This window comes from Microbacterium hanjuni, from assembly GCF_043556395.1.
In the GTDB taxonomy this organism is placed as follows: domain Bacteria; phylum Actinomycetota; class Actinomycetes; order Actinomycetales; family Microbacteriaceae; genus Microbacterium.
Genome location: NZ_JBIGIK010000001.1, coordinates 810,905 through 833,007, shown reverse-complemented (window position 1 = coordinate 833,007; position 22,103 = coordinate 810,905). Strand labels below are relative to the sequence as shown.

Here is a 22,103-nt window from a genome sequence, read left to right as displayed (position 1 = left end):
GCCCCCTCCGCCCCGGTGGGGAGGAGGGGAATCAGACCGGGCGGGGGCCTTCCGGGTCCTCGTCGGTCACGTCGCCGCGGTCGCTCTCCTCGGCCAACAGCTGAGCGAGGGCATCGTCCATCGCATCCTGAGCCGGCACTTCGCCGCGCGCCGTAGCCTGCAGCCGCGCGATGAGCGCTGCGGGGTCATCGATGTCGGCCGCCGTCGGCATGAGGTCGGGGTAGTCCCAGAGGGCGTCGCGGCCGTCGATGCCGACCGCTTCGGTGACAGCGCGCCACATGGCGGCGGCCTCCCGCATGCGCCGAGGGCGCAGTTCGAGGCCCACCAGCGAGCTGAGGGCTTCTTCCGCGGGTCCGCCCACCGCGCGACGGCGTCGGACGGCTTCGGCGATACGCCCGGCGGAGGGCAGGCGCGCGGTCGCATCGTCGGTCACGACATCGACCCATCCCTCGACGGTCGCCAGCAGGTTCTCCAGACGAGCGAGCGCCGCCGTCTGCGCCTCGGACCGTTCGGGAAGCAGGGCACCGCTCTCGAGCGCCCGGCGCAACTCGTCGGGTTCTGAGGGGTCGAAGCGGGAAGCGAGGTCCTCGAGCGCAGCGGTGTCGACGTGGATGCCCTGCGCGAAGTCCCGCACCTGGGAGATCACGTGCAGGCGCAGCCATTTCGCGTGACGGAAGAGGCGCGCGTGGGCCAGCTCCCTCGTCGCGAGATACAGGGCCAGCTGGTCGTCGGGGATCTCGAGATCGCGCCCGAAGTCGGCGAAGTTCTGCGGCAGGATCGCAGCCTCTCCGGCGGGCATGACCGGGATGCCGACATCACCGCCGCTCACGACCTCGGTCGCGAGCCGGCCGACGACCTGTCCGAGCTGGGTGGCGAACAACGATCCGCCGACCGCCCGCATCAGTCTGCCGGCGTCGGCGATGAGGCCCTGCATGTCGTCGGGCGCCTGCTCGCGCAGCGCGGCCGTCAGTGCATCGGCGATGCTGGTCGCCACCGGCTCGGCCAGTTCCTGCCAGACCGGCAGGGTCGCCTCCACCCACGCACCGCGGGAGATCGGGCGCCCGGGGCTGGACAGGTCCGAGATCGTCGTGGCCTCGCTCAGCCACAGGTCGGCGAGCGAGAACGCCTGCTCGACGTCGGTGCGCTGACCGTCGGTCACACCGAGGTCGCCCTGGTTGGCGATGTGCAGCGCTTGCCGTTTGGCGAGATCCCACGAGATCCCGTCGCCGCCGGCCGCGAAGGCGCCGCGCAGCTGCTGCATCATGGTCTGCATCGCCGCCGGGTCGAGGGACATGCCCGACAGGCGTGACAGCTGCTCCGGGTCGATGGCTCCCGCCTCGCCCGCGAGAAGACGCCGCAACATCTCCTGGAGCTCCTCTTCGGGGCTCCGATCGTCGTCTGCCACTTCAGCCGCCTTTCAGCCGGGATTTGCGCTTGCGATCTACGCTAGTCCCACGGATTCATCGCACTCCCCGGCACGGCCTTCCCCCTGTACGCCGGTCGCGAACGACCAGCAAGAGGAAGTTCCCCGTGACCCTGTTCGACGAGAACGTGTCGGTCGAGCCCGCACCACCGCGGCTCCGCAGCAAGCGGTTCGTGCGGGGCATGTGGGCGTTGTCCACGGCGCTCGTCGTGCTGTTGATCATCACGTTCCTGCCGACGGCCTACGTCGTGCAGCAGAAGGGGCCCGTGTTCAACACGCTCGGCACCAGCGAGAACGCCGACGGCGACGAGGTTCCGCTCATCTCCGTCGAGGGGGCGCCCACCTATCCCACCGCCGGTGCCCTCGACCTGCTGACCGTGCAGGTCGTCGGCAACCGCGAACGCACCCCCTCCTGGTTCGAGCTCGCCCTGGCGTGGTTCGACCCCTCGCGCGCCGTGGTTCCGATCGACTCGATCTTCCCGGCCGGTCAGAGCACCGAGCAGCGCAACGAGGAGAGCGGCCAGATGATGGTCGACTCGCAGAACGAGGCGACCGCCGCCGCGCTCACCGAGCTCGGGTACGACGTGCAGCCGCACCCCGCCGTGTACGACGTGACGGAGGGCTCGGCGGCCGAAGGCCTGCTCGAGGTCGGCGATGTCATCCTCGAGGTGAACGGGGTGGCGGTATCGCAGACCGCCGAGGTGCAGCAATCGGTGGCCGACAGTGAGGGCGAACCGGTGGAGATCACCGTCGACCGCGGCGGCGAGCAGCAGAGCGTCGAGGTGACGCCGCGCCAGGGCGAGGTGAACGGCGAGGAGCGCTGGTTGGTGGGGGTGAGCCTGATCGCCGATTACGAATTCCCCATCGACGTCAGCATCCAACTCAACAACGTCGGTGGCCCCAGCGCCGGCATGATGTTCGCCCTCGGGATCATGGACGTGCTCACGCCCGGCGAGCTGAACGGCGGGCAGCAGGTGGCCGGCACCGGCACGATCGACGCGCAGGGCGTGGTCGGCCCGATCGGCGGCATCCGCCAGAAGCTGTACGGCGCGCTCGGTGCGGGAGCGCAGTACTTCCTGGCACCCGCCGACAACTGCAACGAGGTCGTCGGGCACGTCCCCGACGGACTGCGGGTGTTCTCGGTGAGCGATCTCGACGACTCCCTCGCCGCGCTGGACGCGATCAGCACCGGGGGAGACCTCGACGCGCTGCCGACCTGCACCGCCCCGTAAGGCGGGCTTTCCACGGCTTTCCCCCAGAACCGCGCGCCTAGGATGAGGGGGTGACCTCGACGCCGACGCCCAACACGGCCACGCCCAACCGCTCCCGACGCATCATCGCGATATCGCTTGCGATCATCGCGGCCATCGTGGTGGCGTTCTTCGTCTTCGCGAGCCTCTACGCCGACTGGATGTGGTTCGACCAGCTCGGATTCCTCTCGGTGCTCACCACCCAATGGTTCGCCCGGGTGTTGATGTTCGTCATCGGTTTCGTGGCGATGGCGCTGCCCGTCTGGGTCTCCATCCAGCTCGCCTACCGGCTCCGCCCGGTCTACGCGCGACTCAGCTCGCAGCTCGACCGTTACCAGGAGGTCGTCGAACCGCTGCGGCGGTTGGCGATGTGGGGCATCCCGGTCTTCTTCGGCTTCTTCGCCGGATTCGCAGCATCCGCCCAATGGGAGACGACCTGGCTCTGGGTCAACGGCGTCTCCACCTCGGTGACCGACCCGCAGTTCGGGCTCGACACCGGCTTCTACCTGTTCGGCGTGCCGTTCTACGCCGCCGTGCTCGGTTTCGCCTCGGCCATCCTGCTCATCTGCTTGCTGCTGACCGCGGTCGTCGCCTACCTCTACGGCTCCGTCCGTGTGGGGCAGCGGGAGCTGCGCATCTCCAAGGCCGCCCGCATCCAGCTCGCCGTGCTGGCGGGCCTCTACCTGCTGGTGCAGGCCGCGAGCCTGTGGCTCGATCGCTACCGCAGCCTGACCGAGCCGAACGACCGCATCACCGGCCCCGGCTACGTGGGCGCCCAGATCGTGATCCCCGGGCAGACGATTCTCGCCGTCGCGGCCGTGATCGTCGCCATCCTCTTCTTCGTCACCGCCGTCATCGGTCGGTGGCGCTACCCCCTCATCGCGACGGGGCTGCTCGTCGTTGCGTCGATCGTGGTCGGTGTCGGCTACCCGTGGGTCGTCAACACCGTGCAGGTGCGCCCGAACCAGCTCGCGCTCGAGGGGCAGTACTACCAGCGCAATATCGACATGACCAAGCAGGCGTACGGCATCGACGGGCTCGAGAAGCAGAACTTCACGACCGAGACCACCGCCGAGCCTCTCCAGCTCAGGGACGACGCCGCGACGACCACGCAGATCCGCATCATGGACCCCGCGATCATCGGACCCACCGTGCGTCAGCTCGAGCAGTACCGCGCCTACTACCAGTTCCCCGGTGTCCTCGACGTCGATCGCTACGAGATCGACGGGCAGTCTCAGGACACGGTCGTGGGTGTGCGCGAGCTCGACCTCTCGCAGCTCGGCGACGCGGCATCGTGGCAGAACTCCACCCTCGTATACACGCACGGCTACGGAATGGTGGCCGCGGCCGGAAACGAGCGCACCACCGACGGCGACCCCGTCTTCCTCGAGCAGGGGATCCCGGCCTCCGGCTTCCTCAGCGACGAAGAGGACTTCCAGCCGCGCGTGTACTTCGGTGAGTCCTCGCCGGAGTACTCGATCGTGGGCGCGCCCGAGGAGACCGACCCGATCGAGCTCGACTACCCGATCGGCACCGAGAGCGGGAACGTCACCCGCACCACCTTCGACGGCAACGGTGGCCCGAGCGTCGGCAGCGTCTTCAACCGACTCATCTACGCGCTGAAGTTCCAGTCCGAGCAGATCCTCTTCTCCGACTCCGTCAACGAGGACTCGCAGATCCTGTACGACCGCGACCCGCGCCAGCGCGTCGCGAAGGTCGCGCCGTACCTCACGCTCGACAGCGACCCGTACCCGACCGTCGTGGACGGCCGCATCAAGTGGGTCGTCGACGCGTACACGACGAGCGCGAACTACCCCTACTCGACCGGCGTGAGCCTGTCGCAGGCGATCGCGGACAGCAACAACCAGCAGCCGCGGTACGCGCTGGACAACATCAACTACATCCGCAACTCGGTGAAGGCGACCGTCGACGCCTACGACGGCAGCGTCACGCTGTACGCGTGGGACGAAGAGGATCCGCTGCTGCAGACCTGGCAGAAGATCTACCCCTCGACCGTGAAGCCGATCGCCGACATGTCGGCCGACCTGATGAGCCACGTGCGTTACCCGACCGACCTGTTCAAGGTTCAGCGCGAGAAGCTCGGCGTCTACCACGTCGACGACGCCGGCTCGTTCTACCAGCAGGACAACCGGTGGGCGACCCCCGACGACCCGCAGAACCCGAACCGCTTCCAGCCGCCGTACTACCTCACGATGCAGATGCCCGGTCAGGATCAGCCGACGTTCTCGATGTTCTCGACGTTCATCCCTGCGTCCGAGGGCAACGCGCGCAACGTGCTCACCGGCTACCTCGGTGTCGACGCGAACGCGGGCAACGTGGCCGGAGTCAAGTCGGAGGACTACGGCAAGCTGCGGCTGCTGGAGATCGACTCGGCCACGACCGTGCCAGGTCCCGGTCAGGTGCAGAACACCTTCGACTCCGACACGGCGGTCTCCTCGCAGATCAACATCCTGTCGCAAGGCCAATCCGAGGTGCTCAGCGGTAACCTGCTGACCCTCCCGGTCGGCGGCGGTCTGCTCTACGTTCAGCCGGTCTACGTGCAGTCCTCGGGCGGCACGCAGTTGCCGCAGCTGCGGCGCGTGCTCGTCGCGTTCGGTGACCAGATCGCGTTCGAGGACACCCTCAGCGAAGCGCTCGACGTGCTCTTCGGCGGCGACTCCGGTGCTGCCACGGGCGACGAGGAAGTGACGCCCACCGACGGCTCCACGCCGACGCCCACTCCGACTCCGACGCCGGGTTCGACCGCTGAGCCGACGCCCGAGCCGACGACTCCCGCCGAGCCGGGTTCGGACTACGAGGCAGCACTGCAGGATGCGCAGGAGGCGATCACCGCTCGCCAGGCGGCGCTGCAGGCCGGCGATCTCGCCGCGTTCGCCGCGGCCGACGAGCAGCTGCAGGACGCAGTCGAGCGGCTCATCGAGCTGGGCGACCAGGGCTGATCGAGACGAAGACCCCGCCGGGTGCCTCAACGAGACACCCGGCGGGGTCTTCGTTTGTACGGCGCCCGCCGCGAGCCGCGAGCCGCGAGCCGCGCGCCTGAGACCCGTGCTCCGCGGCGAAACCCCTGCAGAATGTCGGGGTCTCGCCGCCGAGAACGGGTCTCACACGTGGCGCGAGGGGCGGGAGGTGCGCGAGCGGCGCGCGGCGCGGCGAGACCCCTGCAGAATGTCAGAGTGGCGCCGTGCCCCGCGCGTGAGACCCGTGCTCCGCGCGAATGAGACCCGTGTTGAATGGCGAGACCCTTGCAGAATGTCAGGGTCTCGCCACCGAGAGCGGGTCTCGAGCGCTGCGCGAGCGGCGGGTCTCGCGGGCGCCGCGAGCGGCGGGCGGGTCAGGCCGGCGGAGTGAGCAGGGCCCACCAGATGAGCAGCAGGGTGGTACCGAAGCCGGCCAGCTGGTTCACCCAGAGGAACCGGCGCCAGCCGAGCGTTGCGGTGGCGGCGCTCTCATCGGTGACCGAGCGGAAGGGCCAGACCACGGCGAGGTAGGGCAGCACGAGGATCGCCCCCAGCGGACCGGGCCACGCGGTGGGCAGCATGATCAGTCCGGCGGCGGCGTAGCATCCGATCGCGAATCGCACCGTCCAGCGCGCGCCGCGTGCCGTCGCGATCGAGGAGATGTCGGCCGAGCGGTCGGCCTCGACGTCCTGCACGGCCCCGAAGGCGTGGGAGGCGACCCCCCACAGCGCGAAGGCGACGATGACGGCGACGAGTTGCCACGTCCAGGTGGCGCCGGCGAGCACGAAGCCGTAGACCGCGGGGGAGAAGAAATGGATGCTGCTGGTCACCGAATCGGCGAACGGCACCTCTTTGAGTCGCAGCGGCGGCGCGGAGTAGAAGACGACGAAGAACAGGCTGATGGCCAAGACCACCCACGAGGCGGGCGATCCGACCACGACGAGGAAGACCACGAACGGCACGCAGGACACCGCGGCCGCCCACAGGGTGATCCGGTGCATCCGCCGATCGAGGACGGCGCCGTGAGCCCCGCCCTTACGCGGATTGCGCAGGTCGGATTCGTAGTCGAACACGTCGTTGACCCCGTACATCGCGAGGTTGTACGGCACGAGGAAGAACAGCGCGCCGACGACCAGTGCGAGGTCGATCTGGCGCGTGGTCAGCAGGTAGGCGGCGACGAAGGGGAAGGCGGTGTTGATCCAGCTGACCGGGCGCGAGGAGACGAAGAGCTCGCGCACGATGCGGCCGGGGGTGAGCGTGTCGGCGTTCACGCGGTCTCCTTCCGCGGCAGCAGGGCGAACACGGCGGGCACGAGGAACGCCGCACACACCGTGTAGGAGAAGTCCTCCACCGGGGCGAGCCCGATGCGCACACCGCTGAACTGCTCGGCCGGGTAGACGACGAGACCGATCGCAATCATGGCGTTGTCGAACACGGCGGTGAGCACGAGCAACGGGATCAGCGCGATGGCCGAAGCCCTGAGGCGGCGGCGGAACCCGGGCCGTCGCGCGCTGAGCGTCGTGATCACCAGGGTGAGCACGGCGAAGGGGATGATCAGGAGGCCGTACGTCATGCGGCGTCCTCCGGCTGCGAACGACGCTGCAGCACGCGCTCGGTCGCCGCCCACGCGACGAGCGACAGGTAGCAGAGGAAGGCCAGGAAGAACGGCTCCTCCAGCGGCAGGTGCGGTGCCAGGTCGATGCCCAGCAGATAAGGGCTGTCGCCCTTGGTGAAGACGTTCAGGGCGATATTGACGAGATCCCAGACGAGGAAGAACGCCGTACCGATGAGAACGGCGAAGAGGGTGCGCCAGGGTGCGTCGCGCACGACGAGGCGCCAGCGCACGTCGAGCGTGATGATGCCGAAGGCTGAGATGAGCAGTGCGAGGAGGTAGAGGCCGGGCACTCCGGTCACCCCGCCGCGCGGACGGGCTCGGCGAGGGGCCCCGGGGTCGAGTCGCCGCGGAGGCGCTTGACGACGAGCTCCGCGGAGATCAGGCACATCGGCAGTCCGACGCCGGGAAGCACCGAGCCGCCCGCGTAGGACAGACCGCTCACGCGACGCGAGGCGTTGCGGGTGCGGAAGACGGCGCTCTGGGTGAGGGTGTGCGCCAGGCCGAGGGCGTTGCCGCGCCACGAGCTGAGATCGACCGCGAAATCTTCGGGCGAGATGGTGCGGCGCACCACGATGCGCTCGGCGAGGTCGGGGATGCCGCAGGTCTCGGCGATCTGGGCGATCACCCGATCGGCGGCGGCCTCGATGGCCGGGGCACCCGCGCCGTCGACACCGCCGCGACCGGAGTCGGGGTCGGCGGGGACGGGGACGAGTACGAAGAGATTCTCGAACCCCTCGGGTGCCACCGTGTCGTCCGTCGCGCTGGGGCGGCAGACGTAGATCGACGCCGGGTCGGGCACGTGCGGGTTCTTACCGAAGATGGCGTCGAAGTTCGCCTTCCAGTCCTCGGTGAACACGAGGGTGTGGTGGGCGAGTTGCGGAAGCTCGCCGCGCACGCCGAGGAGCAGCAGCATCGCGCCGAAGCTCGGGGTACGGCGCTTCCACCAGCCTTCGGAGTGGGTGCGCTCGCTCTCGTCGAGCAACTCCATCTCGGTGTGGTGCAGATCGGCGGTCGACACGACATGGTCGGCGCGCAGGATGCGGCCGTCCTGAAGGCGCACGCCCGTCGCCTTGCCCGCTTGGGTGAGGATGCGGGTGACCCGCGCCCCGGTTTCGACGCGCACGCCCCGCGCCTCGGCCAGACGCTGGATGGCGGCGATGACCTCGGTGATCCCGCCGCGCGGGTACAGCACGCCGTCGTCGAGGTCGAGGTGGCTCATCAGGTGGTACAGGCTCGGCATGCCGTAGGGCGATCCGCCGAGGAACACGCCCGGGTAGCCGAGGATCTGCCGCAAGCGGCGATCGGTGAACTTGCTGTCGATCAGCGAGGACAGGGGGCGCAGCAGCAACGGCGCGAGCTGGGGGAGTCGGCGCACCAGTTCGGGGTCGCGCAGGCCCTCTGTGCTCGAATACGGGTCGTAAAGGAACTTGGTGACGGCCAGTTCGTAAGCATCGGCGGCCGAGTCGAGGTAGGCGTCGACGCGTGCGCCCGCCCCAGGCTCGACCGATTCGAACAGGGCGATCGCTTCGGCACGGCCCGACACGACGTCGAGCGGCGCCGCGTCGGCGCTGTAGACCCGGTAGGCCGGGTCGAGACGCACGAGGTCGAGTTCGGCCGCGGCCGACGTGCCGAGCAGCTGGAAGAAGTGCTCGAACACCTCGGGCATCAGGTACCAGCTCGGGCCGGTGTCGAAGCGGAAGCCGTCGTGCTCCCAGGATCCGGCGCGCCCGCCCGTGGCGGGGAGCGCCTCGAGCACGGTGACGTCGTCGCCTTCCTCGGCGAGGAGAGCGGCGGTGGCGAGACCGGCGATGCCGCCGCCGATGATCACGCTTGTTCGGGTCATTCGGCGGCCTCCCTGGCCTTGTACAGCGAGCGTGCCGCAAGAGCGACTTTCACGGGATCGGGCACACGCACCCGCGGGGAGCCCGCGGGGGCGTCGCGCAGACGCCGGGACAATTCCGCGAACAGGTCGTGCGCGGTCCACACCGCGCGCCGACAGTCGGCGGGAAGGCGGGGGATGACCGCGGCCGCCGCCGCGAGGTCGCCGTCGATGCCGTCGAGCACGTTCTCCCGACGATCGGCGCTGCCGGCACCGTCGAGGTAGTCGCGCCCGAGCCGACCGGCGTCATCATCGAGGTCGCGGAGGAAATTGACGTCCTGGAACGCGCGCCCGAGGCGCCGGGCCCCCTCGACGAGCGCGTCGTCGGGACGGGTGGGGCGTGCAGCATCCGCCGCGACGAAGATCTGCAGGCACATGAGCCCCACCACCTCGGCCGAGCCGTAGACGTAGGCGTCGTGCGAGGCGTCATCGTGCGCCGCGGTGTCGATGTCGGTGCGCATCGAGGCGAAGAAGGGCGTGATCAGGTCGGCGCTGATCCCGGCGGCCCGAGCGGTTCGGGCGAACGCGTGCACCACGAGGTTCGCGCTGAAGCCGACCTCGAGGGCGGCGAGCGTGTCGCGCTCGAGGTCGTCGAGCACCGCGCGCTCCCGCTCCGGACCGAGGCCGGCGGCGGCGGCGGGACCGTCGACGACCTCGTCGGCGACGCGAACGAGGGCGTAGACGTTTCGCACGTGGGTGCGAACGCGCGGCCCGAGCAGGCGCGCGGCCAGGCCGAACGACGTCGAGTAGCTGGAGATCACGGCGGCTGCTGCGGCGTCGGCGGTGCGGTCGTACAGGGCGAGTCCGGTGGGGGCGTGACTCACGGAACGCGCTCCTGCACCGCGTCGACGAGGTCGAGCAGCATGGTGCACGTGGCCTCGGGAAGCGCGGATGCTGCGACCACCTCGCGGGCGGACTCCAGCGTCTCGGTCACGAGGCCTTCCATGCGGGAGCGGGCTCCCGAGGCGGCGAGGGCACGCTGGGCCGCCCGGATCGCGACCGGGCCGGTGTGGGCGGCGGCGAGAGCGTTCGCCACCTCCGGCCACTGCTCGCTCTGGCGCGCCAGGGCGATCAGCGGTGTCTGCTTGGCCTCGTGGAGGTCACCGCCCTCGCGGCGGCCGGCGATCTCGGGCGTTCCGAACGCGCCGATGAGGTCATCGACCAGCTGGTAGGCGAGTCCGAGGCGCTCGCCGAAGCCGTGCAGGGCTTCGCGCGCGTCGGTGCTCGCTCCCGCGAGCGCGGCCCCGGCTTCGAGCGGTGCGGAGAAGGAGTACACGGCGGTCTTGTTGCGCGTCGCCAGCAGGATCGCGTCGGGGTCAGGCCCGTCTCCCTCGATCACCGCGTGTTCGACATCGGCGAGTTCGCCGGCGACCGACACGAGTACGGCGTCGTCGAAGAGGGCGAGCAGCAGGCTGCGCGTCTCGACGTCGACGTCGGCCAGGGCGATCGTGCGCTCGGCCTCATGCATCAGGAGATCGCCGGCGAGGATGCCGGCCGCCTCGCCCAGCAGGGTCGCGCCGGCGGGGCGGGCCCCGCGGGCGAGCCCGCGGCTGCGGAACTCGCCGGCGACGTTGGGCACCCCGCGGCGGTGCGTGTCGTGGTCGATCACGTCGTCGTGGACTACGAAGGCGGTGTGCAGCAGCTCGAACGCCGCAGCAACGGGGTACAGCGCGGGAGAGCGGTCGATGCGTCCGCCGAGCGTCTCGAACGCGGCCACCACGAGAGCGGGGCGGAAGCGCTTGCCGCCGGCTGCGGCACGTTCCAGCGCTGAGACCAGGGCGTGCACCGACGTGTCGATCGCGGCCGCTCGCATTCCGAGTCGCGCGAAGATCTCGTCGATGGCGGCGTCGATGCCGCTGCGCGTCGCCGAGGTGGGGGGCAGGGTGATCACGACGCGTGCAGCTCCTCGCGCGCTTCGGCGAAGAGGGCGAGCTGCTCGGCCTGCAGCACCAGCCACGGGCTGAAGGCCCACGGTGTGGCCGTGAGCGCGGCGGCGAGATCGTGCGGGGCGACCCAGCGCGTGTCGACGACCTCGCTCGGGTGCGGCTGAAGGAGGTCGGTGGTGCGGGCGATGTAGACCGGGCAGATCTCGTTCTCCACGATGCCGCTCGCATCGACCGCTCGGTAGCGGAACGAGGGCAGCGAGATCTCGAGGTCGCTCACGGTGATCCCGAGTTCGTACTGGGCGCGCCGGTGGACGGCATCGGTGATCGTCTCGTCGGGTCCCGGATGTCCGCAGAACGAGTTCGTCCAGACACCCGGCCAGGTCTTCTTGTCGAGCGCGCGCCGAGTCACGAGGACGTCTCCGTCATCGTTGACGACATGGCACGAGAAGGCGAGGTGCAGGGCGGTGTCCGTTCCGTGGACGCTGTCCTTCGGGGCTCTTCCGATCTGTCGACCCTCGTCGTCCAGCAGAACGACGTATTCGGTCGCGGTCATCGTTTCTCCATTTTGCTAGTTTAACTAGCTAATGTAGAAGCATACAAGCGAGCGGGAGGGGTGTCCAGGTGACGGACCCCGTGGGAGACGTACTGAAGGCCGTCCGCGCCCTCAGCGATTCGCTCGACCGCATGCACGGCGGAATGAAAGACGCCATGGACATGAACGCGAGCGACCTGGCGGCGCTGCGCATGTTGATCGTGCGGGAGCACCGCGGCGAATCCGTGAGCCCCCACGACCTCGCCCGCCACCTGCGGATCTCGACGGCATCCACCACGAAGCTGCTCGACCGGCTGGAAGCATCCGGTCATATCGAACGAGGGCCGCACCCGCACGATCGTCGCGCACGGGTGGTGACGTTGACGGATGCTTCCCGCCACGAGTTCATCCAGTACTTCGGCGAGCATCTCGGCACCATGCGCGACGTCGCCGAGTCGTACTCGGCGGCCGACCTCGTCACCATCACTCGGTTCCTCGACGATCTGGGTGAGGCGCTGGACCCGCGCTGACTCGCGCGCTGGTCGGGTCGCGTCGGGCGCGCGAACCTACTCCGCTTCGGCTTTGCCGAGATTCCACGGATCTGCGATTCTGGCGAGTGGGACAACGGACGAGCACATCCCCACAAGGCCCCCCGCTTCCGACGTCCCCGTTGCAAGGAGACGCCCCCCCGTGCCGCAACACCCGTTCGGAGAGCTACTGCGCCGCCGCCGCCAGTATGCCGACCTCACCATCGAGCGACTCTCGGAGCGGTCCGACGTGAGTGTCAGGACGATCAGCGACATCGAACGTGGGGTGAGCGTCGGCCCACGGCGCCGCACCGTCATCGCGCTCGCTGACGCGCTCGAACTGGCCGATCACGAGCGTTCCGCGTTCCTCAGCGCAGCTCGCCCCGGGAGGCGGAAAGCTGCGGTCGAGAACTCGCCCGTTTCCATCCGTCCGTTCCGGTTGCCCGATTTCACCGGGCGCGAGAGCGAGATGGAGGTTCTCGCTTCGTTGCTCTCCCCGTCCGTCAGCACAGCGTCGAGCGCGATTCTGGTGACCGGCACGGCGGGCGTGGGGAAGACAGCTGTCGCTCTCGAGGCGATCCACCGCGCCTCACCGGACGACACCGACATCCTGTTCGCCAACCTCCACAGCCCCGACGCTCTTCCGCTCTCCCCGCTTCAGGTTCTGCAAGCGCTGCTCCGCCAGGCTGGATCAGACGCAGAAGCGGCAACGATGGACGAGGCGGTTGTGGCGTGGCGGCGGGCGAGCGCCACGGGATCTCTCGCCGTCCTCCTCGACAACGTGGCGAGCGAGGAGCAGGTGCGGCCCGTGCTGGCCACAACGCGCCCCGTCCGGGTCGTGCTGACCTCGCGTCGATCGTTGGCGGGCCTCGAGGGCTGTCAACGCGTGGCGCTCGGTTCACTCGCGCGGTCCGCTAGCATCGAGTTCCTCTCGCGGATCATCCCCGCCTCACAGCGAGCGCGCGGCGACCTCGAGGAACTGGCTGAACTGTGCGCTGACCTCCCGCTGGCACTGCGGATCGCGGGGAATCAGATCTCGTCACGTCCCGCCTGGACCGTCGAAGATTTCGTGAAGCGGCTGCGCGCCCACGCCACCCGCCTTCGGCATCTCGTCGCAGGGGATCTGCGCGTCGAGTCGACCTTCTCGCTGTCCTACGAGGCCCTCACGCCGAGGTCCCAACAGGTCTTTCGGAGCATCCCCCTCCTTGTCGGTTCCTCGTTCCGAGCGGACATGGCCGCGTCCATCCACGGGTTCGACGGCGAGGTGACCCGGGAGATCCTCGATGAGATGACCGACCTCGCCCTGCTGGAGCCCTTGAGCGGGGACAGGTACCGGATGCACGACCTTCTTCGGATCTTCGCCGAGGAGCGCCTGTCGATGACCGAGGGACCGCAGGAGATCGATGCGCAGCGTGACAGGCTCCGGCGTTGGACGCTCGATACTGCTCGCACAATGGCATCGGTCGACGAAGAGCACGACGCCGCCGCCAAGCCGGGGGATATCACCCTGGAGTCCGCCAGGGAGTGGTTGACGACGGAAGCCCATTCCTGGCTCGCAGCCCTCACGGTGGCCGCCACCACTCCGACGGACTCCCAGGCCGCGGTCCTGGAGAGTGCGAGCGCGCTCGTCCGATTCGCCGAACGATGGCTCAGCTTCCCGGAGTGGCGGGCGGTTGCGCGGATCGCGGTGTCGGCAGCGGAGAGACTGGGGGATCGAACCAGCGTGGCCGAGCAGCTGCAGATGTCGGCCATGCTCGAACTGGGCCTCGTGGATGGGGACCCGGAGGTCGCGCTCGAGGTCGCCCTCCGCGCTCGAGCGACCGCGGAAGCAGCGGAAGCAGCCGGCCCCGCAACGTGGGCGCTCATCTCGGTCGCCTGGAGCGAGATGCTCCTCGGTCGGATCGATGCGGCGTTGCGAGCGGCGAGGCAGGCCCTCGATGAGGCCCGACGTGGAAGCTTCGCAGAGGCCGAGGTGCAGAGCCGTTACTGGATCGCCACGGCGCTCATGCGGGACGACCCGGAAGGCGCCCTTCACGAGGCTGGGGAGATGCGAAAGACGCTCGACGAGCACGAGACCGAGCTCTCGCTGCGGGAATGGAACACCGCGAACAATCTGACGACCGCCATCGCGGCCAAAGCGCTGCTCCGTCTCGAGCGTTACGCCGACGCCGTGAGCGTGGCCAATCGCATCGTGGACGACGCCCAATTCTTCCCGCACGAGCCGGACTTCCTCGCCCGCGCCTACCGCCATCGGGGATTCGCGTACCTCGGACTGGGCGAGCACGAGAAGGCGCGCAGTGACCTTCGCCGAGCTCTCGACCTGGTGGAAGAACACGAGCGTCCGGACTGGTGGGCCGCGGAGATTCAGGAAGCGCTGGACTCTCTCGAACACCCGTGACCGGCAGCAGGATCTCTGCCGAGGCCGAGGCCGGGTGTGTGGGGAACCTGCCGGGTGGTGGGCGTGTCCACCGCTACCTCGGTGGCGTCGGGCCGGGCTCGAGCTGTTGGGTGCCGAGGACCTGCAGCATCCTGAATCGCTCGCCGGTGTCGGTGCCCGGTGTGCCACGGAACAGAACGAGTCGTTGTTGTGACGGCGGGCTGATGACGACATCACATTCGCAGTCGAGCAACCCCACCAGCGGATGCTGGAGGAGCTTGCGGGTTTTGGTCGTGGTGGCGACTTCGTTCAGATCCCACATGCGTGCGAAATCGGCGCTCCGCGTGCGCAGTTCGTCGATGAGTTCAAGGACGGCGGCGTCGTCGGGGCGGCGGCTGGCTGCGGCGCGGAGCTCTGCGGCGTAGGTGCGGCCCAGCTGTTCCCGGTCGTTCGGCTCGTAGAGCAGCTCGTAGCCGGGGTCCAGGAACCAGTGCCAGAGGAAGTTCGATCCCAGACCGGGTTCACCGACGAGTTGCCCGAGGAGGGCGACGTTCAGCGGGTTCTGTCCGACGACGTTGTGGAGGTCGTCGGCGATCAGCGCGGGCACGCTTGCCGCGAGGGCGTCGAGAACGGTCATCAGACCCGGGTCGGCATAGCCCAGGCTGACGTGCGACTCCGGGGAAGGGTGTCCGGCGAGCACGTACATGTGGTCGCGTTCCGCGAGGGTCAAGCGCAGCGCCCGAGCGATCGCGCCGAGCATGGTCGGGGAGGGCTGCGGGCCCCGGCCCTGTTCGATGCGTTCGTAGTAGTCCGTCGACATGTTCGCCAGCAGGGCGACCTCGTCGCGGCGCAGTCCCGGTGTTCGGCGGCGTGGGCCGGTGGTCAGGCCGACGTCACGGGGGAGCAGCTGATCGCGGCGGGCGCGGAGGAATTCGCCGAGCTGCTGTTGCTGGAATCGAGGCATCTGTCTTCATTGTTTCAGGACGGCGGGTCGTGCGGCGCGAGGTGCGTCGCACGACCCGGTTTGGATCAGTCGCGGTACCCGCTGCTGAGCGCTTCGAGGACCTCCGGGTAGCGTCCTTCAGCTTCGGCGTTGCGCTGCCACTTGACTCGTTCGACGAGAATCTCGTCCGCCTCGGGGTGTCTTTTGAGCAGGGCGATGACCTCGTCGATGAAGTCTCCCAACGGCATCGCCGTGGGGTTGTCCTGCAGGCCCATGAGGGTGGTCTGGGTTGCCGGCGGAACGAGTTCGACGACCTGCACGGCGCTCTTGGTGAGCTGCACGCGCAGCGACTCGGTGAACGAATGGATGCCGGCCTTCGTCGCGTTGTACGTCGGGGTCGCCGCGAGGGGCACGAACGCCAGCCCGGAGCTCACAGTCATGATGGTGGCCTTCGGCTGCGCGAGGAGCCCGGGGAGGAAGGCGTTGACGAGGCGGATCGGGCCGAGGAGATTGACCGCGATGGTGCGCTCGGCCACCTCGATCGACGCCGGGTCGCGGAGGTCCTCCGGCTCCATGATGCCCGCCATGGTGATGAGCGCGTTCAGCGCCGGGTGACTCTCGGCGAGCTGAGACGCGGCGGCCGCGATGGAGTTCGAGTCGGCGGTGTCGATCTGAATGGTGTCGATGCCGGGATGCTCGGAGGCGATCCGTGCGAGGAGTTCCGTCCGGCGTCCGCCCACGATGACGGTGTTGCCTTCCGATTGCAGCCGGAGGGCGAGGTCGAGGCCGATACCCGAAGTCGCGCCCGGAATGAAAATGGTGTTGGCGTCAGAGAGGTTCATGTCTCCATGGTTGGTCGGCTTCCCCATCCGAACCACACCCCGCTCAACCCCGGATCGCGAATCCGGGTGTCACACTTCGCACCGCAGCAGCGGCCTCACATCGAGCACCGACAACGGTGAGCCGTCTTCACTGGCGACTTCGCGCGGCCGTGTGCGCGGACCCTGGCCCAGGATGGGTTCATGACCGTAATCCAGGGAATCGACGTCGCAGCCGAACTTCGCCAGGTCGAGGCGTACTGGAGTCCGCGGGTCATCGGCCGGGTGAACGACCAGTACGTGAAAGTCGCGAAGCTGCTCGGCGAGCTGGTGTGGCACTCCCACGATGCCGAGGACGAGATGTTCCTCGTCGTTTCAGGCAGGCTCCGCATCCAGCTTCCCGACGACCAGGAGGTGGTGCTGTCACCGGGGCAGTTCTACACCGTGCCCCGGGGCGTTCAGCACAACCCCATCGCCGACGAGGAGGTGGAGATCGTCCTCATCGAGACGGTCACCACCGCCCATACCGGCGATGTCATCGTCGAGGGCACTGTGCCCGTCGAGAAGCAGGTCGGCGACTTCCGGTGATCCGTGCGGCCTAGCCCATGGAAGGCGCTTCCGGAAGGTCAAGGAGAACTCCAGCTCAGGGCGGTAGGGATGACGCATGGGCACGACCGAGGACGCAGACGCTTCCGTCACTTCATCAGAGCGGCACGGGGTGCCGCCCCTTTCGAGGGGGACGCGTAACGCTCCGCCGACGGGACGCGTGCCGGGCGTGAGGCGCCGTCTTGAGCCGGTCTACTCGAGCGCCGTCGCTCTCGGACGGTTCTTCTTCGGCGGACTTCTCCAACTCCGGCCGACTGTTTCAGGGGCAGAGCGGATCCCCTCGTCGGGTGCAGCTGTGGTGGCGATCACGCATTTCGGCTACATGGACTTCGCGCTGGTCGAGTGGGTCGCCTGGCTGCGGACGCGGCGTCGGATCCGCTTCATGGTGACCCGGCGGGCAGCCGATAAGCCCGTGGTCGGCTGGCTTCTGGGCCGGATGCGGCACATCCCCGTCGAGATCGGTGCCGGCCGCGATGCGTATGAACACGCGGTGAGTGCCCTGCAGGACGGCGAGCTCGTCGGAGTGTTCCCCGAGGCGGGGGTGAGCGCCTCGTTCACCGTGCGGGAGCTCAAGACCGGCGCGGTGCGTATGGCCGCTGCCGCAGGGGTGCCCGTGATCCCTGTCGTGGTCTGGGGTGGTCAGCTCCTGCGAACCAAGAACCACCGAGCGCAGGTGCGGGAAGCTTTCCGAGCGCCGGTCCGCGTCTCGGTCGGCACCCCCATCGAGGTGGGGCGGTCGGATGATCCGGCAGAGAAGACAGCCGAGCTGCGTTCGCACCTGCAGGCACTGCTCGATGACGCCCAGAAGACGTATCCGCTGTCGGGAGCGGGCAAGTGGTGGCAACCCGCCCATCTCGGCGGCTCAGCACCGACTCCTGCCGCCGCAGCAGTCGCCGAGGCGGAGCGTCAGGCGCGAAGGCTGGCTGCCCGCGAGCAAACGACCAGCGACTGATCTCGACGCGGGTTCACGACCAGAGGCCCTGGACGACGGGGCCGGCCAGCTGCCCCTGCCGGTACCCGGCTCGGGCCGACGCCGCTCGGGTCGTCGTGTTGAGCGGGTTGCGCCCGAACGCGCGCACCGACTCGGTATCGGCGTAAGCGACGTGGCTCCGGGTGTGCTTCAACGTGTCGAGCTCATCACGCGAGACGCTGCCGATACCGGGCCCGCCCTCCCGCATCGGGACCAGGATGAGCACTGGATCGCACCCCGCTGCGAGGTCGGCGTTCGCGACCGAGCGCATCCCGCCATCCATATACCGCCGGCCCTCGATCGAAACGGGCGGGAAAACGCCGGGAACGGAACAACTCGCCGCCACTGCGGCGGCCAGATCGACGCCACTCTCCTTATCGAATACCCGGAACTCTCCGGAGGCCACGTCGACCGCGGTGATGAGGAGGCGGCGATCGGGCCACTCAGATTGCGGCAGTCGACGAGCGATGCTCGCGACCCAGGCATCCTCCGATCCCGTTCTCGCTGCGGTGGCGAACGCGCCTATCCGCCGCCGGGCCGCCTCGGGCGACCTGGTTCCTATCCGAGAGGACGCCATCACGGCCGCGATCTTCGCGATGCTCCAGAAGGATCGGCCCGCGCTCGCCGATGCGGTCGTCTCGGCCTCCAGCTCCGGTTGGAGCAACTGCTCGAGAGGGGCACCACTGGCGAGCATCGCCGCGACGACCGATCCCGCGGATGTGCCGACGTAGGTCGTGTCGGGTTCGCGGATCTTCGCCAGCGCGTCGGCGTTGCCGGTCTTGAGTCCGGCCAGATACCCGAGTTCCCAGGCGATCCCGACGCTGCCGCCGCCTGCCAGTACGAGTGCTCCGCTTGCCACAATGCTCCCAACCGTCGTCCGACCAACACGGGGCGAGCCCCGCTCGCTCACGATATCGAGGTCTCCATACTGGGAGCATGTCTCGCGTCCAGCGCATCGTCTTCGCGTCCGGCCTGCTCCTCATCACGGTGTTCGCTCTCATCGTGATCGTGAGCCAGATCACCATGACCTGGTACCGCGCACCCGACGACACCGGCTTCGCCACGAGGCAGGTCGCCGTGTTCGAGCCGGCGGTCATCGGCACTGTCGTGGTCGCGCTCACCGTGTCAGCGCTCCTCGTACACCTGCTGGTGGTCGCGCGGCGGTCGGTGTCGCGCTGGATCTGGGTGGCGGCTGTCGTGGCGTCGATCATCGCCGTGGTCGCCGCCGTCGTGGTGTCGACGGCGAGCCGGCCCGTGTTCTAGCTTCGGGCGCCGAACCCCTTGCTTCCGAGACTTATGCTTGGTGGCGCGCTCCCCGGTCCCATGGCCGGGATGGCGCTCGACCATGGCGGATACTGATGAAGGCTCGTACCGATACCGTCGCGTGAGCGACATTCCCCGGCTGATCGCATGGCGGCGACAGCTTCTCGAGGCGCACACGCGCCTGCGTTCAGCGCTTTCGGTGGCGCAGGACGCAGCCGAAAGCGGCACTCACCTCCCGGACGTCTCGCGCGATCTCCTCCTCTTCTGTCACGGGTTCTGCGTCGGCCTCGATGGACACCACCGGGGTGAGGACGCGCTTCTCTTTCCGCCGCTCGTCGCGCAGTTTCCCGAGCTGGCCGGTGTGGTGAGCAAGCTCACGCAAGACCACGAGATGATGGCCACTTTGTTGGCCCGGTTCGACGCAGCGGTGCGGTCGGCCGAGTCACCGGCGACCCTCGCGCTGCATCTCCAGGGTTTCGCAGCGATCATGGAGTCGCACTTCCGGTTCGAAGAACGCCAGCTGGAGCCTGTCCTCGACCGGCTCCAGCTCGACGCCGACCCCAGCGCCGTCTTCGGCCCGCTCTGAACGACCAAGGTCGCTGCGCCCACGACCGACCGGATACCGGCAGTCCCCGCCGACCTGTGAAGGGGTGCGGCTTGGATGCTTCGGGGATCAGTGCGATGCTCGGCACGAGATGAGCGCAATCTTTCGCGGCAGGCGTCGTAGGCAGCAGCTCGTGGACGTTCTCGGCATGATCGCGGGATACAACGACAAGGGAGCCGACTGGTCGGGACACGACGCCGGTCAGGTTCAGCGCTTTCGCGAGCAGACCCAGGAGCAGATACTCCGGCTCGTCGCCGAGGTGGGGGAGCATCACTTCTCGCTCATGCTGCTCGGGAGCCTGCAATCCGGCCGCGCGGTGGAAGACTCGAGCGGCAGATTCGCCTCGGCGGCCCAGGACGAACTCCTCTGACCGGGGAGACTCGATCGCTTCACCGCGGCTGGGCTGTGGACTCGCCGACGGAGGTTGCGGGCTTCGGCGTCATCGTGAGGTCTTCGAGGCGACGGATGCGGGCGAGTGGTGACAGCGCGACCCACGCCACCGTCACGAGACACAGCCCCGCGCCGAGCCCCAGGGCCGCGCGGGTTCCCCACCAGTCGCCGGCGAGCCCACCTGCGAGTGCGCCGAGCGAGACGGTGCCGTAGGTGACTGTTCGCATCGATGCATTCACTCGGCCGAGGAGCCTCTGCGGGGTGCGGATCTGCCGGATGGTGACCAGCAGCACGCTGGAGATACCCGTTCCGGCGCCATTGAGCGCCCAGACGCCGGAGAGCACCGCAATCATCAGAGGCGCACCCCACCCTGCTTCGACCATCGGGATGACTGCGAGCACCCCGCACTCGATCGCCGCGCAGGCCAGGAGGAGATGGCCTGCCTGAAACCGACGGGTGAGAACCGGCGTGAGGGCCGCGGCTACCAGCGCGCCGACAGCACCGAGTGAGAACACCAGCCCGATCTGGCCGGCGCCGAGCCCGAGCACCCGGATGCTGTGCAAGGTGAAGAGCACGGTGATCCACTGCGCGAAGGGGTTGTAGAGCGCCGAGAATCCGACGTTGGCGACCAGGTAGCGGTCGTGCAGCACATGGCTGATGCCGTCGCGCATCTCTCGGAAGAACACGCCCCGTCCGTCCTCGACGCGCTCCGGCCGCTGAGGCAACGGCTCGGGGGCACGCACACTCGCCACGGCAACGCCCGATACCACGTAGCCGATCGTGGGGGCGAGCAAGGCGATCGGCGCCCCGAGCCACTGGGCCAACAGTCCGCCGAGCCCCGGGCCGCCGACCTCGGCGCCTGACGCCGTCGCCTGCAAGCGCGCATTGGCCCCCTCCAAGGCCGCCGGGGGCACCAAGGACGGCACGACGGACTGGTAGCAGACCTCGTAGAGGACGGCGAAGATTCCCAGTGCGGTGACGGCGACGAGCAGCAGCGGCAGGCTGAGGGCGCCCAGCGCAGCCGCCACAACCACCCCGAGCATCAGCGCCCCCCGTGACCATTGACTCAACGCGATGAGACGGCGGCGGCGATGACGGTCAGCCAGCACCCCGAGCGGCAGGGCGAGCAGAAGGAACGGCGCCCATTGGGCAAGCCCGATCAGCCCCAACTCGGCGGCCGAAGCGCCGAGAACCGTGATGGCGACGAGGGGCACCGCGAGTTCGCGGATCTGCTCCCCGGTGAGCGACGTCGCCTGGGCCAGCCAGAAGCGGCGGAAGTCGCTGCGCCACGCTTGGCTAATGGGTGATCGACGTTTCACAAATTACACGATAGCTAATGGGTCAAGTCCGCAATGGGCGTTAGTATCGATTCGTGAACAGTCCTGTCGTGCCGCAGCTCTACTCGGCCATCGCCGGGCACCCAGCGCTCGATTTCGTCAACACCGTGGGCTGGCGGCTGAGCCCGAGCCGGTGGGAGGACCGAGTCGAGAGTTTCGATGACGTGGTGTCGTGGGTGAGGCAGTTCGAGCTCGTCGACGAACAGATGGCGGCACGACTGGGTCGACTGGCCGAGGCCCATCCCGCTCTGGCGGTCCGCGAGCTGGAACGGGTACGCGCATTACGGGAGGGTCTGTACGTCGCGGCCTACCCTCGGGCCGATGCGTCGCACTCGTCGGGTTCGTCTCGGAAGACGGCGGTTTCAGGGGTGGGCGCCGAACTTGTCGCTGCGGAGTACAGCGAGGCTGTAGCCGCGGGACATCTTCACGACGAGTCCGAAACCCCGGGCACGGGGTGGCACTGGCAGTTCGACGCCGACCTCGCCCTTCCCCGACGCCGCATCGCGCTGATGGCCGTCGACCTTCTCACCGGGGTCACCGCGGATGCGCTCGGCCAGTGCGCCGATGACCAGTGCGGCTGGGTCTTCATCGACACCTCCCCGCGTCACAATCGGCGTTGGTGTGTCGCCGCCGACTGCGGCAATCGGAACCGGGTGCGTCGGTATAACGAGCGCGCCCGCCGCCGACCTGCCGAATGAAGGTCGC

At 68.7% G+C, this 22,103-nt stretch carries 22 protein-coding genes; 10 read left to right on the top strand and 12 right to left on the bottom strand.

Features of this window, described 5'->3' with window-relative positions:
- Positions 1-31 precede the first annotated feature (31 nt).
- Positions 32-1,405 carry a zinc-dependent metalloprotease gene (locus ACFXP5_RS04300; protein ID WP_394527180.1) on the bottom strand — a complete coding sequence of 458 codons (1,374 nt, stop codon included), beginning with the start codon at positions 1,403-1,405 and terminating at the stop codon, positions 32-34.
- Positions 1,406-1,530: 125 nt separating this feature from the next.
- On the opposite strand from ACFXP5_RS04300, the gene ACFXP5_RS04295 reads away from it, so the two are divergent.
- Both ACFXP5_RS04295 and ACFXP5_RS04290 read left to right on the top strand, forming a co-directional pair.
- Positions 1,531-2,655: a YlbL family protein gene (locus ACFXP5_RS04295; protein ID WP_394543645.1), complete on the top strand. Its 1,125-nt coding sequence runs from the start codon at positions 1,531-1,533 to the stop codon at positions 2,653-2,655.
- A gap of 50 nt (positions 2,656-2,705) precedes the next feature.
- Positions 2,706-5,633 carry a UPF0182 family membrane protein gene (locus ACFXP5_RS04290; RefSeq protein WP_394543643.1) on the top strand — a complete coding sequence of 976 codons (2,928 nt, stop codon included), beginning with the start codon at positions 2,706-2,708 and terminating at the stop codon, positions 5,631-5,633.
- A gap of 392 nt (positions 5,634-6,025) precedes the next feature.
- Here the strand turns inward: ACFXP5_RS04290 and ACFXP5_RS04285 are convergent, their stop codons facing one another.
- From ACFXP5_RS04285 to idi, 7 genes are read right to left on the bottom strand one after another with little or no spacing between them, the layout of a single operon-like run.
- Entirely contained in the window at positions 6,026-6,922 is an 897-nt protein-coding gene (locus ACFXP5_RS04285; protein WP_394543642.1) for a prenyltransferase, read from the bottom strand.
- Positions 6,919-7,224, bottom strand: coding sequence for a lycopene cyclase domain-containing protein (locus ACFXP5_RS04280; protein ID WP_394543641.1), 306 nt, complete (start codon positions 7,222-7,224; stop codon positions 6,919-6,921). Before ACFXP5_RS04280 ends, ACFXP5_RS04285 begins: the two co-directional genes overlap by 4 nt.
- On the bottom strand, positions 7,221-7,565 hold the full coding sequence (locus ACFXP5_RS04275; RefSeq protein WP_394527171.1) for a lycopene cyclase domain-containing protein: 345 nt from the start codon (positions 7,563-7,565) through the stop codon (positions 7,221-7,223). Before ACFXP5_RS04275 ends, ACFXP5_RS04280 begins: the two co-directional genes overlap by 4 nt.
- Positions 7,562-9,109 (bottom strand): phytoene desaturase family protein, encoded by a 1,548-nt coding sequence (crtI, locus tag ACFXP5_RS04270; protein WP_394543639.1) that lies wholly within the window; start codon positions 9,107-9,109, stop codon positions 7,562-7,564. Before crtI ends, ACFXP5_RS04275 begins: the two co-directional genes overlap by 4 nt.
- Positions 9,106-9,969: a phytoene/squalene synthase family protein gene (locus tag ACFXP5_RS04265; protein ID WP_394543638.1), complete on the bottom strand. Its 864-nt coding sequence runs from the start codon at positions 9,967-9,969 to the stop codon at positions 9,106-9,108. Before ACFXP5_RS04265 ends, crtI begins: the two co-directional genes overlap by 4 nt.
- Complete coding sequence (locus ACFXP5_RS04260; protein WP_394543637.1) at positions 9,966-11,036, bottom strand: polyprenyl synthetase family protein; 1,071 nt, start codon at positions 11,034-11,036, stop codon at positions 9,966-9,968. The genes ACFXP5_RS04265 and ACFXP5_RS04260 overlap by 4 nt, the downstream gene beginning before the upstream one ends.
- On the bottom strand, positions 11,033-11,584 hold the full coding sequence (gene idi / locus ACFXP5_RS04255; protein WP_394543636.1) for an isopentenyl-diphosphate Delta-isomerase: 552 nt from the start codon (positions 11,582-11,584) through the stop codon (positions 11,033-11,035). The genes ACFXP5_RS04260 and idi overlap by 4 nt, the downstream gene beginning before the upstream one ends.
- 68 nt (positions 11,585-11,652) lie before the next feature.
- Here idi and ACFXP5_RS04250 point away from each other — a divergent pair, with 68 nt between their 5' ends.
- Entirely contained in the window at positions 11,653-12,093 is a 441-nt protein-coding gene (locus ACFXP5_RS04250; protein WP_394527162.1) for a MarR family winged helix-turn-helix transcriptional regulator, read from the top strand.
- 160 nt (positions 12,094-12,253) lie between these two features.
- Positions 12,254-14,488 (top strand): helix-turn-helix domain-containing protein, encoded by a 2,235-nt coding sequence (locus ACFXP5_RS04245; RefSeq protein ID WP_394543635.1) that lies wholly within the window; start codon positions 12,254-12,256, stop codon positions 14,486-14,488.
- Between the two features lie 73 nt (positions 14,489-14,561).
- Here the strand turns inward: ACFXP5_RS04245 and ACFXP5_RS04240 are convergent, their stop codons facing one another.
- Together ACFXP5_RS04240 and ACFXP5_RS04235 are read right to left on the bottom strand one after the other, a co-directional pair.
- On the bottom strand, positions 14,562-15,431 hold the full coding sequence (locus ACFXP5_RS04240) for a helix-turn-helix transcriptional regulator (protein ID WP_394527159.1): 870 nt from the start codon (positions 15,429-15,431) through the stop codon (positions 14,562-14,564).
- 65 nt (positions 15,432-15,496) lie between these two features.
- Positions 15,497-16,252 (bottom strand): SDR family oxidoreductase, encoded by a 756-nt coding sequence (locus tag ACFXP5_RS04235; protein WP_394543633.1) that lies wholly within the window; start codon positions 16,250-16,252, stop codon positions 15,497-15,499.
- A 180-nt stretch (positions 16,253-16,432) separates the two neighbouring features.
- Here ACFXP5_RS04235 and ACFXP5_RS04230 point away from each other — a divergent pair, with 180 nt between their 5' ends.
- The gene (locus ACFXP5_RS04230; RefSeq protein ID WP_394527156.1) at positions 16,433-16,816 is read left to right on the top strand and encodes a cupin domain-containing protein; all 384 of its coding nucleotides are present in this window, start codon (positions 16,433-16,435) and stop codon (positions 16,814-16,816) included.
- A 130-nt stretch (positions 16,817-16,946) separates the two neighbouring features.
- On the top strand, positions 16,947-17,786 hold the full coding sequence (locus ACFXP5_RS04225; RefSeq protein WP_394544176.1) for a lysophospholipid acyltransferase family protein: 840 nt from the start codon (positions 16,947-16,949) through the stop codon (positions 17,784-17,786).
- Between the two features lie 13 nt (positions 17,787-17,799).
- Here ACFXP5_RS04225 and ACFXP5_RS04220 read toward each other — a convergent pair whose 3' ends face one another.
- Positions 17,800-18,663, bottom strand: coding sequence for a patatin-like phospholipase family protein (locus ACFXP5_RS04220; protein WP_394543632.1), 864 nt, complete (start codon positions 18,661-18,663; stop codon positions 17,800-17,802).
- Positions 18,664-18,740: 77 nt separating this feature from the next.
- Between ACFXP5_RS04220 and ACFXP5_RS04215 the strand changes: the two genes are divergently transcribed.
- From ACFXP5_RS04215 to ACFXP5_RS04205, 3 genes are all read left to right on the top strand, one after another.
- Positions 18,741-19,067, top strand: coding sequence for a hypothetical protein (locus tag ACFXP5_RS04215; RefSeq protein ID WP_394543631.1), 327 nt, complete (start codon positions 18,741-18,743; stop codon positions 19,065-19,067).
- A gap of 121 nt (positions 19,068-19,188) precedes the next feature.
- Positions 19,189-19,653, top strand: coding sequence for a hemerythrin domain-containing protein (locus ACFXP5_RS04210; RefSeq protein ID WP_394543629.1), 465 nt, complete (start codon positions 19,189-19,191; stop codon positions 19,651-19,653).
- 109 nt (positions 19,654-19,762) lie between these two features.
- Positions 19,763-20,041: a hypothetical protein gene (locus tag ACFXP5_RS04205; RefSeq protein WP_394543628.1), complete on the top strand. Its 279-nt coding sequence runs from the start codon at positions 19,763-19,765 to the stop codon at positions 20,039-20,041.
- 19 nt (positions 20,042-20,060) lie between these two features.
- Here ACFXP5_RS04205 and ACFXP5_RS04200 read toward each other — a convergent pair whose 3' ends face one another.
- A complete protein-coding gene (locus ACFXP5_RS04200) occupies positions 20,061-21,380 on the bottom strand; it encodes an MFS transporter (RefSeq protein ID WP_394543627.1) in 1,320 nt (439 codons plus the stop codon).
- A 53-nt stretch (positions 21,381-21,433) separates the two neighbouring features.
- On the opposite strand from ACFXP5_RS04200, the gene ACFXP5_RS04195 reads away from it, so the two are divergent.
- On the top strand, positions 21,434-22,096 hold the full coding sequence (locus ACFXP5_RS04195; protein WP_394543626.1) for a CGNR zinc finger domain-containing protein: 663 nt from the start codon (positions 21,434-21,436) through the stop codon (positions 22,094-22,096).
- The last annotated feature ends 7 nt before the right edge of the window (positions 22,097-22,103 follow it).

Bases quoted from the DNA above. Each gene is read 5' to 3' on its own strand.
- ACFXP5_RS04280 (WP_394543641.1), bottom strand. From the start codon at position 7,224: ATGACGTACGGCCTCCTGATCATCCCCTTCGCCGTGCTCACCCTGGTG.
- crtI (WP_394543639.1), bottom strand. From the start codon at position 9,109: ATGACCCGAACAAGCGTGATCATCGGCGGCGGCATCGCCGGTCTCGCC.
- idi (WP_394543636.1), bottom strand. From the start codon at position 11,584: ATGACCGCGACCGAATACGTCGTTCTGCTGGACGACGAGGGTCGACAG.
- ACFXP5_RS04240 (WP_394527159.1), bottom strand. From the start codon at position 15,431: ATGCCTCGATTCCAGCAACAGCAGCTCGGCGAATTCCTCCGCGCCCGC.
- ACFXP5_RS04235 (WP_394543633.1), bottom strand. From the start codon at position 16,252: ATGAACCTCTCTGACGCCAACACCATTTTCATTCCGGGCGCGACTTCG.
- ACFXP5_RS04230 (WP_394527156.1), top strand. From the start codon at position 16,433: ATGACCGTAATCCAGGGAATCGACGTCGCAGCCGAACTTCGCCAGGTC.
- ACFXP5_RS04215 (WP_394543631.1), top strand. From the start codon at position 18,741: ATGTCTCGCGTCCAGCGCATCGTCTTCGCGTCCGGCCTGCTCCTCATC.
- ACFXP5_RS04205 (WP_394543628.1), top strand. From the start codon at position 19,763: ATGAGCGCAATCTTTCGCGGCAGGCGTCGTAGGCAGCAGCTCGTGGAC.